The organism is Extensimonas soli (assembly GCF_029211265.1).
Classification (GTDB): Bacteria; Pseudomonadota; Gammaproteobacteria; order Burkholderiales; family Burkholderiaceae_C; genus Extensimonas; species Extensimonas soli.
The window spans coordinates 47159-61432 of record NZ_JARGEL010000009.1 but is presented as its reverse complement, the minus strand read 5'-3'; the positions used below and the strand labels follow the sequence as shown (position 1 = coordinate 61432).

General features: G+C 67.8%; 10 protein-coding genes and 2 pseudogenes. 1 reads left to right on the top strand and 11 read right to left on the bottom strand.

Annotated features, from left to right (window positions below; genetic code table 11):
• Positions 1-102 precede the first annotated feature (102 nt).
• Positions 103-888 (top strand): annotated as a pseudogene (locus PYV55_RS02620) (conjugal transfer nickase/helicase domain-containing protein); the annotation flags it as partial.
• A 79-nt stretch (positions 889-967) separates the two neighbouring features.
• Here the strand turns inward: PYV55_RS02620 and PYV55_RS02615 are convergent.
• From PYV55_RS02615 to PYV55_RS02565, 11 genes and pseudogenes are all read right to left on the bottom strand, one after another.
• Positions 968-3619, bottom strand: coding sequence for an excinuclease ABC subunit UvrA (locus PYV55_RS02615; protein ID WP_275848991.1), 2652 nt, complete (start codon positions 3617-3619; stop codon positions 968-970).
• Between the two features lie 25 nt (positions 3620-3644).
• Positions 3645-5510 carry a Na+/H+ antiporter NhaA gene (gene nhaA / locus PYV55_RS02610; RefSeq protein WP_275848989.1) on the bottom strand — a complete coding sequence of 622 codons (1866 nt, stop codon included), beginning with the start codon at positions 5508-5510 and terminating at the stop codon, positions 3645-3647.
• 55 nt (positions 5511-5565) lie between these two features.
• A pseudogene (locus tag PYV55_RS02605) lies at positions 5566-5724 on the bottom strand (recombination factor protein RarA); the annotation flags it as partial.
• A gap of 14 nt (positions 5725-5738) precedes the next feature.
• Positions 5739-6488 carry a TIGR03747 family integrating conjugative element membrane protein gene (locus PYV55_RS02600; protein WP_023121148.1) on the bottom strand — a complete coding sequence of 250 codons (750 nt, stop codon included), beginning with the start codon at positions 6486-6488 and terminating at the stop codon, positions 5739-5741.
• Complete coding sequence (traD, locus tag PYV55_RS02595; RefSeq protein WP_275848987.1) at positions 6485-8641, bottom strand: type IV conjugative transfer system coupling protein TraD; 2157 nt, start codon at positions 8639-8641, stop codon at positions 6485-6487. The genes PYV55_RS02600 and traD overlap by 4 nt, the downstream gene beginning before the upstream one ends.
• A gap of 8 nt (positions 8642-8649) precedes the next feature.
• Positions 8650-9183 carry an integrating conjugative element protein gene (locus PYV55_RS02590; protein WP_061959952.1) on the bottom strand — a complete coding sequence of 178 codons (534 nt, stop codon included), beginning with the start codon at positions 9181-9183 and terminating at the stop codon, positions 8650-8652.
• Positions 9180-9800: a lysozyme family protein gene (locus PYV55_RS02585; RefSeq protein WP_275848983.1), complete on the bottom strand. Its 621-nt coding sequence runs from the start codon at positions 9798-9800 to the stop codon at positions 9180-9182. Before PYV55_RS02585 ends, PYV55_RS02590 begins: the two co-directional genes overlap by 4 nt.
• Complete coding sequence (locus tag PYV55_RS02580; protein WP_024537154.1) at positions 9785-10504, bottom strand: TIGR03759 family integrating conjugative element protein; 720 nt, start codon at positions 10502-10504, stop codon at positions 9785-9787. The genes PYV55_RS02585 and PYV55_RS02580 overlap by 16 nt, the downstream gene beginning before the upstream one ends.
• A gap of 9 nt (positions 10505-10513) precedes the next feature.
• The gene (locus PYV55_RS02575; RefSeq protein ID WP_043223361.1) at positions 10514-11161 is read right to left on the bottom strand and encodes a hypothetical protein; all 648 of its coding nucleotides are present in this window, start codon (positions 11159-11161) and stop codon (positions 10514-10516) included.
• Entirely contained in the window at positions 11158-11727 is a 570-nt protein-coding gene (gene pilL2, locus PYV55_RS02570; protein WP_275848977.1) for a PFGI-1 class ICE element type IV pilus protein PilL2, read from the bottom strand. Before pilL2 ends, PYV55_RS02575 begins: the two co-directional genes overlap by 4 nt.
• Before the next feature lie 197 nt (positions 11728-11924).
• Positions 11925-14210, bottom strand: coding sequence for a helicase-related protein (locus PYV55_RS02565; RefSeq protein ID WP_275848975.1), 2286 nt, complete (start codon positions 14208-14210; stop codon positions 11925-11927).
• Positions 14211-14274: the final 64 nt, after the last annotated feature.

Genomic DNA, 14274 nt, shown 5'->3' with positions numbered 1-14274 from the left:
GTTTCGTGCCGCGCTTCGCCGCGACCGTGTCGCAGCTGCAGGATGCCGTGGCGCACGCAACGTCGCCGGCAGCGCATCTGCCCACGGCTCGCTATGCGCCTCACCCTGTTGCGTCTCGCTCCCGCGCTGATCTGGGAGTCTGGCGAGCGACCAGCACCTTTCGCGGGCACGGTAGAGATCGACGCGACGCCCGCGGAAAACGACGCCAGCAGGTCGGCTCCCGCGCCTTCCGTCTCGGTGAACCCAGCGCAGGGAGGTCAAGAGCCTCCGATTTGGGAGGGCGACAGCACCACCATCGTTTCACCGCCCGCAGCCCAGCCCGTGCCCGACGTCATGGAGGATTTGCTCGCGATGGTGGGCTTGGGTGATTCGGCCGGCGTTGGCCAGGATGCCGAGGAGTTCCTCCACACCCCCGCGCCAGCAACAGCCGCGACGTCCATTCCATCGCCTGCACCTGCACCTGCACCCGCGCCTACGCCTGGGCCATCGGCAACGAAGCCATCCGGGGAACAGTTCATGGTTTGGCTGAAGCAGGGAATCGCCTCACGACGGTTCATCATCAACGACGCGAAGGCACTCGTGCATACGGTGAATGACACGGCCTACCTGGTCAGCCCGGGTGTGTTCCAACGCTATGCGCAGGAGCATCCCGAAGTGGCCGCACTCGCCAAGCAGGAGAATCAACAGGATTGGCAGTGGGTGCAGAAGTGCTTCGAGAAGCTGCAGCTACATCGAAAGCAGCACAATGGCCTGAACATTTGGACCTGTGAAGTCACGGGCCCGAGGAAGTCCCGCCGACTGCATGGCTACCTCCTCGAAGATGGGTCCTTGGCACTCGCCGAAATACCGCCCAACAATCCCTATCTTGCTCTGACTCAGGAAGGGTGACGCGACTCGGGCAGCGACCGTCACCACCGTGTGGCGACGATCAATGCCCCGCGAAGCTGGCAACATTTGGCGAACTAAGCTACTCGGCCCGCGCCAACTCCCGTGCAAGGAACGGAGCGGTTCGGCTGCCAGACTTTCGGGCCACCTGCTGAGGGGAACCCGCCACCACGATGCTGCCGCCGGCAGCGCCCGCGCCTGGCCCTACGTCGATCACCCAGTCGGCCTGGGCCACCGCACGCATGTCGTGCTCGATCATCACTACGGTATTGCCGGCATCGACCAGGCGCTGCAACTGCACCAGCAGCCGGTCGGCATCCGACGCATGCAGCCCGGTGGTCGGCTCGTCGAGCACGTACAGGCTTCGGCCGCGCTGGCTGCGCTGAAGCTCGGTCGCCAGCTTGATGCGCTGCGCCTCGCCACCGGAAAGCTCAGTGGCCGCTTGCCCCAGGCGCAGATAGCCCAGTCCGATGTCGCGCAGCAGTTGCAGGGGCCTTGCCACCGCGTCTTCACCCGCGAAGAATACGCTGGCCTCGTCCACGGTCATCTGCAGCACCTCGGCGATGTTGCGCCCGTTCCACTGCACCTTCAGCGTGGCCTCGTTGTAGCGCGCGCCATGGCAGGTCGGGCACGGCGCGTACACGCTGGGCATGAACAGCAGTTCCACGCTGACGAAACCCTCGCCCTCGCACGTCTCGCAGCGCCCCTTGGCGACGTTGAACGAGAACCGTCCGGCATCGTAGCGGCGGCGTCGCGCATCGGGCGTGGCAGCGAACAGCTTGCGCACATGGTCGAACAGGCCCGTGTAGGTGGCCAGGTTCGACCGCGGCGTGCGCCCGATCGGTTTCTGGTCCACCTGCACCAGACGCTGTACGGCGTCCACGTCGCCCGCCAGATGGCCGCCGGTCGCTTCGATCACTGCCGGCCCTTCGCTGGTGGCGCTTTCGGCTACATCGTCTTCCGGCTCGTGGCCCAGGTGCAGCAGCACCAGCTCCGGCAGGGCCTGCGCGACGAGGCTGGACTTGCCCGAGCCGGAGATGCCGGTGACGGCCGTCAGCACGCCCAGCGGAATGCGCGCATTCACGCCATGCAGGTTGTGGCGGTGAATGTCCTGCAGCTCCAGCCAGCCGGTCGCTTCGCGTGCCCGGCTTCCCGGCGCGGGGATCTCATCGAACAGGTAGCGTGCAGTACGCGATTCGGCAATCTTGCGCAGGCCATCCGGCTCGCCGCTGTAGAGCACGCGGCCGCCACGCTCCCCAGCATCCGGCCCGACATCCACCAGCCATTGCGCGCGGCGCATCAGGTCCAAGTCGTGCTCCACCACGAACACCGAGTTGCCGGCGTCGCGCAGCCGGTCGAGCGCGTCGTACAGGGCCTGGCTATCGGAGGGGTGCAGGCCCGCGGAGGGCTCGTCGAGCACGTACACGACACCGAACAGCAGGGAACTCAATTGCGTGGCCAGCCGCAGGCGCTGCAACTCGCCGGCCGAAAGCGTCGGCGTGGCCCGGTCCAGCGTCAGGTAGCCCAGGCCCAGCCCACGCAGTTGGCGCAGGCGTGCCATCACGCCACCGGCCAGGCGCTGCGCGGCGAGGCGCTTTTCTTCCGATAGCGCCGAGGTGCGGCGCACGTCGGGCGATACCGCATGGACGGCGCGGCCGGAGGCCGCGCGTTCGGCACGGTCGCGTCGGGTCGCTTCCTTGTCCGTAGCCGCCCCCGCTGCATGGGCGCGGAAATCGCCCTGGGCGATGGGTTCGAGCAAGGCCGCCAACTGGTCCAGCGGCATCTGCATGAACTCGCCGATGTCCACGCCGGCGAACGTGACCGACAGCGCCTCGGGCTTGAGCCGCTTGCCGTGGCAGGTGGGGCACGGTTTGCCCTCCATGAACCGGGACACGCGCTTTCTCATCAGCGCGCTTTGGGTGTTGGCAAAGGTGTGCAGCACATACCGTCGCGCGCCGGTGAAGGTGCCCATGTAGCTCGGCTCCATCTTGCGCTTGAGCGCGGCGCGGGTTTCGGCGGGCGTGAAGCCGGCGTACACCGGCACCGTCGGTGTTTCCTCGGTGAACAGGATCCAGTCGCGATCCTTCTTCGGCAGGTCCTTCCACGGTCGGTCAACGTCGTAGCCCATGCTGACCAGGATGTCGCGCAGGTTCTGGCCTTGCCAGGCGGGGGGCCAGGAGGCGATCGCCCGCTCGCGGATGCTAAGGGAGGGATCGGGCACCATGATGGCCTCGGTCACCTCGTACACATGGCCCAGGCCGTGGCAGGTCGGGCACGCTCCCTGCGGCGTGTTGGGCGAAAAATCCTCGGCGTACAGCATGGGCTGGTTGGCTGGGTAGGCGCCGGCACGCGAATACATCATCCGCACCAGGCTGGACAAGGTGGTCACACTGCCCACAGAGGAACGCGCGTTGCTGGAGCCCCGCTGCTGTTGCAGCGCCACCGCCGGCGGCAGGCCGTCGATCGCATCGACGTCCGGCACGCCGGCCTGGTCGATCAGTCGCCGCGCATAGGGGGCCACCGACTCGAAGTAGCGCCGCTGGGCCTCGGCATAGATGGTGCCAAAGGCCAGCGAGGACTTCCCGGAGCCGGAGACACCCGAGAACACCACCAGCGCGTTACGCGGGATGGAGACGTCCACCTCCTTGAGGTTGTTCTCGCGCGCGCCACGCACCTGCACGAGGCCGCTGGCCGCAGCGGTACAAGAGGATTCACCGAAAGACTTGTTTGGCATGTTCTTATCTTGCAGTTCGTCCCGCTCAGGACGGGACTTCCTGAGTTCGGGTGCCGCGGCGGCTAGCTTCGAGCGCTGCGGTGACAGAGCGGGCGTCGTAGCTGCCACGTAGACGATGACCCTCGACGAAGAACGTCGGCGTGGCGTGCGCACCGCTGGCGACCGCACTGGCGAGGTCGCGCTCGACACGCTCGATCACCGCAGGGCTGTCGAGATCCGCGATGAACCGATCGACGTCGAGCCCAAGCTCTACGGCGTAGCCGATCAGATCCTCGCGCTCCAGCGCGTGCTGACGGGTGAACACGAAGTCCAGCCACGGCCAGAACATCCCCTGATTCGATGCCGCCTCGGACGCACGCGCGGCGATCGGCCCATGCGGGTGGTGCGGCAGATGGCGAACCACATACCGCAGGTCGTCACCGAAGTGGGCGCGAAGATCGTCCCAAGAACCCGTGGCGTGCGCACAGTACTCGCACTCGAAGTCCACGTACTCGACGAGTGTGAGCTGGGCGTCCTCCGGCCCGCGGATGTGATCGATCTCCGGATCGACCGGCGGCTCAAGCACCATCGGCAGGTCAGCGGTCTTCTCACCCCACCGCTGGGCGGCGACCTTGAAGATCAGCCACCCGAGCAACGTGGCGAACACCATCGACACGAGCACGCCGACCGTCGCCTGGCGGCCCAGGTCGGAGGTCGTGCCGAACGCGAGCCCGATGATCAGCAGCGACACGGTAAAGCCGATCCCGGACAGCGCCGCCCCACCGAACACGCTCCCCACCCCGACGCCCTCGGGCAGCCGGCCCAGGCCGAGACGGATGGCGACGAGCGTGGTGAGCCCGATGCCCAGGAGCTTGCCGAGCACGAGCCCTGCGATGACGCCCCACGTGACTGGCGAGCCAAAGGCCTCGGCGAGCAGCCCGCCACGCAGGTCCACCCCGGCGTTCGCCAAGGCGAACACCGGCACGATCAGCAGCGCCGTCGGCAGCCGCAGGAACTCGTGCAGCCGCTCGTTCACCGAGATACCCCGGGACAGCCCGCAGTCCACCGCGCGGGCCGATGCGGCACTCGGCGACTGCCAGAAGTCGCGGAACAGTTGTCTTGCCGCAACGACCCCGTGACGTTGCGTCGCATAGGCGGGGATCAGCAGCCCCGCGGCCATCCCGGCGAGAGAGGCATGGATGCCGGAATACACGGTTGCGAGCCACAGCACGATCACGATCAGCACATACGGCATTGCCCGCCACTGGCGGGTGCGCCCCAGCAACCACAACCCGACGAGACTGGCAAGGGCGATCAGCAACGGGACGACCCGGATCTCCTCGCTATAGACGATGCCGATGATGGACACGGCGAGGAAGTCATCGACCACGGTCAGGGTGAGCAGGAACACACGCAATTGACCGGACAGCCGCGGACCGACGATCGCCAGGGTGCCCAGCATGAACGCCGTATCGGTGCCGACCACCGCACCCCACCCGTGCAGGCCCTCACTTCCGGCCAGCCCCACGATCAGGACATACAGCAGCGCGGGCAGCACGACACCCGCGACCCCCGCGATCAGAGCGAGACGGGCACGGCTGCGGTCCCTGAGCGACCCGTGGGCGAATTCCTGACGCACCTCCAGGCCGATCAGGAAGAAGAAGACGACCATCAGGCCGTCGTTGACCCAGTGATGCAGATCCATGTGCAGGCCCAATGGCCCAAAGTTGAACCCGACGTCCAGGTGCCACAACTCGAAATAGGCATCGGATAGCGGCGAGTTCGCCCACGCCAGCGCCACGACCGTGACGATCACCAGCAGCACCGCAGCGCCAGACTCAGTGCGTAGATAGCGGGCAACTCGTCTCCGTCTGATATTCGCAGAGGATTCACCGAGAGAAGCGTCTGGCATGTTCTTGTCCTGTAGTTCGTGAGGTAGCAATGGGATGATTTCGGGGGGATGTCGGTCAAGCGTCCGGGCTTGGCGGCGTCGCGTCATCGAGCGAGCGCAGCCAAGTAAGCCTTTCTCCCAGCCTTCGCTCGACGCCCCTGTCCGTTGGCTGGTACCAACCCGGCCGCGCCACGCCCTCGGGAAAATAGGTTTGCCCAGCAGCATAGCCGTTGGGCCATTCGCGCGTTCTTACAGGTACTTCTTGAACGTCGCCGCCGCAATGCACACCGCCACGCCGAGCAATGCGGCGCTGGGCAGCAGGATCAGCAGCGGGTTCACGCTGACCGGCAGTGCCAGGTAAGTCACCCACGGCAGCACGGCCAGCGGGATCAGGCTGGCCCTGGCGCGGTGATAGATGAACCCCGATTCGCGGCCCGCACCGAAGCGGCGGATGTCCCGGCGCACGAGGCCGTCCACCAGCCCGACGAAGGCGGCCATCAGGAACAGCGGCAGGGTCAGGCACAGCACCAGTAGCCGGACGAGGAAGACCAGCGTCGTGTAGGCCGCCGCGATCAGGTAGCGCTCCAGGTTCACGGAGACCAAGCCGATGTAGTAGCGGAAATCCTTGGTCGGGCGATGGCTGCCGGCGGCGGCCTGCGCCGAGGCGTCGCGTATCCAGTCCAGCAGGCCGCTCTTCACGAACAGCCAGTCGTAGCCCTGCTCGACCAGCCGGTGCGCGGTGCGGCCCGGCTCCTGCACCAACGCGCTGCGGGTGAAGTGAGTGGAGAGCTGATCCAGCTCGTAGTGCAGCATGCCCTGCGCGTGGCGCCAGCCCTGATCGGGCCAGAAGAAGTGCATGCCGACGCACGCGATCAGGATGCACAGCAGCAGCGCGCCGGACAGCACACCGAAGAAGCGGAACGGCAGCGTGACCAAGCTGGCGATCAGGCCTTGCTGTCGTTGCTGCTGGCGCTGGGCCGCGACGGCCGGATCGCTCATGCTTCGGCCTCTTCCGCGGCGGCCATCTGCTTGAAGTCGTCCAGCAGGTCGTCGGGCAGCGCCTTGTCCTGCAGGCCGGGGATGCCTTGGTTCTCCCACCAGTCTCCTGCCTCGACATAGTGCTGCCGCATGTAGCCGGCCAGCTCCTGCAGATCCTTCGGCATGGCTTCGTCGGGGTCGGGTGCCGGCAGCGGCATGCGGACTTTCCAGAGGTTGCCGCCCTCGGTCAGCGCGAAGCACTGCCCCTTGGGCAGCGCCACCACATGCGCCGGCTCGATCAACGGCACGCTGTTGCTGCTGATGCGGTCCTGGGTGTTGGACGTGAACGCGGTATTGCCGTGCGGATCGGAGCTGTCGGTGGCGCCGCTCATCAGCGCCGTGGCGTACACCTCGACCTGGGGCAGTTGTCGCGTCAGCAGCTCGGCGGTGGCGGTCTCGCGCACGCGCAGCATGAACAGGTTGTTGAAGTTGCCGACCACCTGGCCGGCCTTGGCACGGTTGCCGATGCGCGCCTCGATGTCGCTCAAGGTCTGCGTGTAGGCCGTCACCTGCACGCCGGCACCGCCGCCCTTGTTGACCATCGGAATGAACTCGTCGCCCATGAGTTCATTGAATTCGTCGGCGTGGACGTTGATCGGAATCTTGGCGCTCACCGCGGCGCCGGGCAGCCCGTCATCGATGCCGAACTTGTAGATGTGGCCGGCCACCGAGACCAGGTCGCTGAACATCGAGTTGCCCACCGCTGCCGCGACTTCGGCGTCGGACAGTGCATCCAGCCCCACGTAGACCACCGCGCGCTTGCGGATGACCTGCATCCAGTCGAAGATCGGCCGCGGGTCGGACAGGTCGGAATAGTTCGGTGCGAGCAGTTGCGCGATCTTGCCGGTGGTGAGCTTCTCCAGCAGCGGCAGCAGCGAAGCGACGATCTTGTCGAAGTACGTCCGGTCGTAGCGCACGGCGCTGCGCAGGCCGTCGAGCACCGGGTCATAGATGCGCACCTGGGACAGGTACTGTTCGAGGGCCACCACGCGCTTCTCGCGCCCGATCATGTTGCGCGGGATGTTCTTCTCGTTCAGCTTCGCTTCGAGCTGGACGATGACCTCCCAGGCCTTCGGCTCGTTCTTTGCGAAGTAGTGCTGGGCGTACTCGATGAACAGCGCGTCGATGTTGATGACGTGGCGCTGGATCAGCAGGTAGTCCGGCCGCTGCCCCAGCTCGACCAGGGCGCGGGCGATGATGTTGACGAAGCGCCAGGCGAATTCGCGGAACGCGGCGCTGTTGCCTTCGCCCGAGAGCTGTCCGGCGATGCGCGTGGCCACCTCGGATATCCGCCCGAACCGGCCCACGGCGTTGTAGCGCGCCGAGATGTCGGGCCAACCCAGATGGAAGACGTAGAACTCGCCTTCGCGCCCGGCGCGCTTGGCCTCGACGTACATGCGCTTCAACAGGTCCGCATCGCCCTTGGGGTCGAAGACGATCACCACCTCGTGCTCGCCGCGGACCTTGCGGCGGATGTCCTGGGTGATGAACAGCTCGGCCAGCCGCGTCTTGCCCACGCGCGTGGTGCCCAGCACCAGGGTGTGGCCAACGCGCTCGCCCAGCGGCAGGGTGACGTCGACCTCGTGCGGCTCGATGCCATGCAGGCGCGGCAGTCCGCCGACCGGCGGCAGCGGCCGCGCGGGGTTGAGCGGGCTGTCCCAGGCCAGCGCGCGCGCCAGCGTCGAGATGGGAAACGGTGCGAACTCAAGCCGCTCCTCCAGCCGCCGGGCGGCCCGGTAGATCGCCGTCGGCTCGACATAGCGGCGGAACTCCGGCCGGTAGGTCTGCATCAGCCGATGCGTGTGTCGCTGCTCCCAGCGAAAGCCCCGGCCGACGAACAGCCGTTGCTGACTCACCGGCACGTCGCGGCTGGTCATCACGTAGCGCGGCAGGCGGCGGATGGTGCGGCGATAGCGCAGGATCGCCCAGGCATCGCGCAGGCGAATCGCGCCGAAGGTCAGGAAGGCCAGCGCCGAGCCCAGGCCGAGCAGCGGGCTCAGCGCGAGCGACCACGGTGCCACCAGGCACAGAATCGCGGCGCCGGTGCAGACCGCCACGGTATGAAGCTCCACCGCTGGCCGCAGCAGAACCTCGACCGCATGCGGTTGGGCCATTTGCGCACCTACTGCTCGACGCCGGTGGACGTGATGAGCACCGGGTAGTGGCGCAGGCCCAGGCGCTGGGCCAGGTCGTCGCCGGAGGCCGGCGAGAGGGTCAGGCCAGGAGCGAGTCTGCGCAGCGCCGTCAGCGCGGCCATCGAGTCCACGTTGACCACCAGGCCCACGGCCTGCAGCTCGCGCAGCGCCGCCTGCCGCTGCCGCAGCCAGGCGCGCGAACGCTCGTCGTCGCCGATCAGGAACAGCGCCGTCAGGCCCGGCGCCCGGATGACGCGGCGCTGCACGTCGCCCGGCGACAGCTGCGTCGAGCGCACCGGCAGCATGGCGGCTTCGGCGTCGGCCGCGTTGCCCGCGTGAGGGACCGGCATCGGGGCCGGCGGTGTGGCCTGATCCGGCTGCGGATTCAGCGACCGGTAGTACGTCAGCGCGGAGTCGCCGCCGCGGTCTTCGACGACGATCAACGGCGCGGAGGCGGTCTGGGCGAAGACGGTGGTCGTGGACAGCAGCCCGATGGCGGCGATGAGGACGATGTGGTTCATGGCGTGGTGGCCTGGAGGGTGGGAACGGGAACGCCGGGGTCGAGCACGCGGGTCAGGTGCCGATGCACACTGCGCCGGTAGCGCGCCGCGGGTGCCCCGCCGGCGGGCCGGTGGTAGCGGCCGATGGCAAGCAGCCAGTCCTCGCCCGGCGTGTGCTGTTCGCGCAGGATTTCCGCAGCGATGGCGAGGTTGCGGTACGGGTCCAGCAGCTCGCAGGGCTGCGTGTAGCGATGCGTGTGGTAGCCGAGATTGACCTGGCCGAGGCCGGCGTCGATGCGATTGGCCGGCGTGCGGGCGAGTGCCCGGCGCAGCCCCGCGCAGGCCTCGGCGCGGGTGGCATAGCGCTGTGGCGAGCCGGCGACGTTGAGCGTCCACGGCCAGGGGATCAGGCGCCCGCGCAGCATGGCGCCGCTCTCCTGCAAGGCCACCGCGTACAGCACCGCCGCCGGCACGTCTGCACGGTGCGCCGCCAGTCGATAGGCCGGCGGCGGCACTTCCCGCGCCAGGGCGGCCAATGCCCAGCCGCCGGTGGTGAGCAGCAGCATGGCGCTGGCGCAGCGGATGGCGATGCGGGACGGCCGACGCTCCCGGCCCGGAGCACCTATTGCCGCTGCCATTGGCCGTTCACCTCGCGCACCACGGCTGGCAGCTCGCCGGGCAGGCCCAGCGACAGCCAGCGCCCGGCATCGTGGTTGAGCGTGATGGTGCGGGCGCGCACCCTGGCCGGATCGATGCCCGCCTGGGTGGCCCACTGCCGGATGCGCGCGTCGTCCTGACGGCTGCCGACCATGTAGAGGTCGAAGGCCGTGCCAGCCGCCTGCAACTGCTGCACGCGCTGCGCGCACGGTGCGCAGTCGGCCTTGACGAAGACGGCCAGGCGCCCGGAGCCGGTGTTGCCGGCACCCTGCGCCTTGGCGCCGGGCAGGCTCACGCGCGGCTGGCCGGGAAACAGGCGCTGCCACGCCGCGTCGTAGGCCCGCTGGTAGGCCAGCGTCTTGCCGACGCGCCGAGCCTCGGCCTGCACCTGCAACTCCGCGTAGCGCCTGCGCTCCTCCTCGCTGCGGGCCTCGATGCCCAGCGCCGTGAGCGGATCGAGCTGGGGCGAATAGACCCCGAGCGGCCCCTGCATCAGTTGCCGGTAACGTGCCCACTCCTCGGAGCGAAGCCCCCACTCCCGCGCCTGTCTCTCGTCGAGCGCGGCATCAGTGCCCGGCTGCACCTGGGCGGGCACCATGCGCGAGTTCGTCACCGGGGCCGGCTGGGCGGATGCGCCGAAAGCGGCGAACAGAACGACGGCAGCGAGCGACGACCGCAGGATCATGGCGACCTCCTACGGCACCGCAACGCGCTGCGTCTGGCCATTCACCTGGAACACGCCCGCCTGCGCCTCGATGGATTGCAGTTGCCAACCGCCCTCGGCATCGCCCTCGCGCAGCAGCCGGGCGCCCGCGAGCGAGGCCGCAGCGGTGGAGGTGATCGACAGAAAGCGCTCGCCTCCCCGTAGCTCCACGCCGAGCACCCGGAATGGCGGCTCCGGCACCTTGGGCTTCGTCGCAACCGGAGCGCGCGGGCGAGCGGCGGATGCCACCTGCCGGGTCTTCTCCAGGCGGGTCTCGATCCCGTTCACGCGCGCCTGCAGCGTCTGCAGGTCGACGGCCAGGGCCCTCGCCTCGTCGGCCTCTTCGAGGCGCGTCATCCGTTCGTCCAACGCCTGCCGCGCGGTGGCGAATTCGGCCTGGCTGATCGGCGCCGGCCGGCGCTTGTCCGCATCGGCCTGCCTTTCGAGATCGGCCACGCGCAGGACCAGCGCCTTGACCTGCGCATCCTGTGCGCTGCTCTGGGTCTGTTCGGCGAGCCGCGACAGGCCGACGCTGTTGATGAGTGCCACGGCACTGATGAGCAGCAGCCAGAAGACCGCGGCGACCTTGAGCCAGCGCGTGCGGGAATGGCGCTCGGATGGCGCTTGGGGAAAGGTCATGGCTGCATCTCCTCGGGCCGGTCGGCGTCCGGCACGGGCGTGGCGGTGCCGGACGGGTTGGCGGAAAGGAAGGTGGGAGCACCGCGCCGGCTGAAGCAGACCTGGCGGGTCAAGTCATCGACCGACAGCTCCCAGGCGGGGCCGGCAAGGGTCAGCAAGGCATCGCGCAGCATCAGCGGGCCCAGGCGCAGGTGTGCGGCGGGCAGCGGCAGCGCGTAGAGCGTGGCGGCCGCGGCCGCATCGCAGAGCCGGTAGCCGGAGCGCAGGAGCACATGGCGCATGGCATCGCCCACGCTGGCATCGAGCATGGGCGGAATCGAGACCTCCACCGCCTGCTGCAAGAGATCCCGCTGCGCAGGTTCCGGCACCAGCTCGACCAGGGTGTAGCGTCCGTAGCGGGCCACCGGAACGAAACCCGGCTCCGGCGCGACGGCGGTTGGCGATGCGGCCGGCACCGCTGACGCAGACGGTGCGGCGGTCGTGGCGCAGCCGGCGGCCAACAGGCTACCGGCCAGCAAGCCAGCGGCGAGGGCCAGGCGGTGAACAGCGCGGATGGATGGTTGCATGGAGGGCGCTTCCCTGGAACACGGAGCGCTCACCATCGCCGCCGCTTGGCCTGCGGGCAGCAAACAAAACGCACTGACGCCCGCCCGAATACATGGAGGGCGGCGCCATGGACTGTCATACGCCCAAGAAAAACGGCCCCGAAGGGCCGTGGAAAGAAGCCGGCGACCCCGAGGGGCCACCGGCATGGGCACATGGATCAGACCGTGACAAGCTGTCGGGCCAGGGCGACCTCGACGGAATCACCATCCTGGTTCAGAACATCCAGGCCCGACTCGGGCACGTCGCCCGACGTGCTCTGCGACACCATGATCTTCCGGGCCATCAGCCCCAGGCAGGTCATCTGCGAGGAGTTGGCGTAGCCGAGGTAGATCACGCGCACCGGCTGCTTCTGGCCGATGCGCCAGGAGCGCCGGGCAGCCTGCTGCAACGAATACACGTTGTAGCCGGACTGGAGGAACACGATGGTCGGGAACTCCAGCAGGTCCAGGCCGGTTTTCACCAGCTCGGGATTGGTGATGAGCACGTCGATGCCACGGTCCAACTGCTCGGCGATCCAGTCTTCCCGGCGGGAGGCATCCACGCTCGCGCGCAGTACCGCCACCTTGAAGCCTTCCTGCTCCAGCAGCACCTTCAAACGCGACGTGGTGTCGCGTGTGCCGGTATAGACCGAGTAAACCAGGGTCTTGCGACCTTCTGCCTTCTCCCGCTTGCAGATCTCGATCAGCTCGCGCTCCTTGGGCATCACCTCCAGCTCGTTGAACTGAGCCGGGACGAACGCCAAGGTGTTGCGCGTGCGCGGATGCACCACCGTTTCCGACCGGAAGCAGCAGTCCGGCCAGGCCAGCAGAACGTTGAGGACCACACCGAGCAGCGTCGTGTCGCGCCTCGCCAGGGCCTGCTTCAGCTCCTGGGTCAGCCGACCCGCCAGATCGCGGTAGGCCGCGGCCTGCGCCGTGTCCATCGCGACTTCGCGGAACTCCTCGTCGTAGGGCGGCAACACGTTGCCACCGATGTCCTTCAACTTGAGGAAGACCGTGAACGGCAGGACGCAACGCAGCACGCCCTTCGGACCGAAGCCCGGCGCCTTGACCGTGCGCACCGATACCTTGGTGCCCTTGGCCGTCTTGTGCGCCGTGCCCGTGCTCTCGGAATAGATGTCCTTCAAGACACCGTGATCGCGCATGAACGCCATCGCGGCCGACGTCATGCTGCCGCTCTTCGTCGGCCGGTAGCCGTCTTCGATCATCCGCCCCGGCAGGGCTCGGAACAGCAGGTGGAACAGGTCGTCGCCGTAGCCGCCCATCAGTGTGCCGGTGAGCAATAGCGTCTTGCGCGCCTTGGCCGCCAACACGCCCATGGCCTGGCCCTGTGCGGAGCCGCCGTTCTTGTACTCGTGCGCCTCGTCGGCGATGAGCAGGTCGAACGTGCCTTGGGGAAGCTGCCTCTTAATGAACTCGGACGGCTGGTAGCCGCCCTCGCCGAAGCCGAACTCCATGTTGGCCATCGCGCGTTCCATCCGGTGGGCTTGCCGGTCCGAGAAGACCAGCTCGCCGTTGCCATCCATCAGGTTGATGAACTCGTGGATGTTGTCCCCGAGCATCGACGCGAGGAAGGCGTCACCGAACTTTTGCATCAGCTTCTGCGCGGTGACTTCCCCGATGGTTGGAATACGCTTCAGTGCCTTGAGCACGGTCGAGGACTGGTCGCTGGCGGACAGGCCTCTGGGACGGATCAACGACCACAGCGGTGCACGGCAGTGGCTGCATTTGCGGCGGGACTCCTCGGCTTCGAGTTCGACCGGGTTGATCGGCTCGCCGTCGAGGTCGGTGATGACATGCCCGCAATCCGGGCAGGCCCCCACGTCGCCGTGAGGCGTGCGCCGACGAACGAAGACAGGTTTCCAGTGGAACCCCATCCGCATCCGCACGCGGCCCAGGACGAAGAACTCCTGGCCCTGGGCCGGCACGCCCAACTGCTCGCGCAGTTTCAGCAGCTTGACCAGCGTGTCCGGGCCATTGAGCACCCAGACCTTGGCACCGGTCACCGTCTCCTGGATTTCGCGCCGCCACTTGTAGACCAGGTGGGGTGGCGAGAGCACCAGGGTGCGGCGGTAGCCTTCGGCGTTGAGCACGGCGGCCGTGGCGATGCCGACGGTCGTCTTGCCGCAGCCCATCTCGCCGTTGACGATCGCGGCACGTTCGCCGCGGTCGACCAACAGCTCGGTGACGGCATGGACCACATCGGCTTGCGCCGGGAACAGCTTGCGCTTGAGCGCGGCGAGGATCAGTTGCCGATGCACCCGCACCTGGCCGGTGTAGACCGGAGGATTGGCGCGGTTGAGCGAGTCGAGCAGCTCGTCGCCGAACTCGGACACGAAGTCCTGCAGGCTGAGCGTGAGGGGTGAAGCGGCCGTTTCGAGCAGGTCGCCCTGCACAGACGCGTCATTAGCGGTAGAGGGAACGGTTTCGAGAACGATGGACATGGTGATGCTCCAAAAAATGGGGCATGCACCTCCCCCACGGGGCGGTGACATGCCCCTGGGTGGG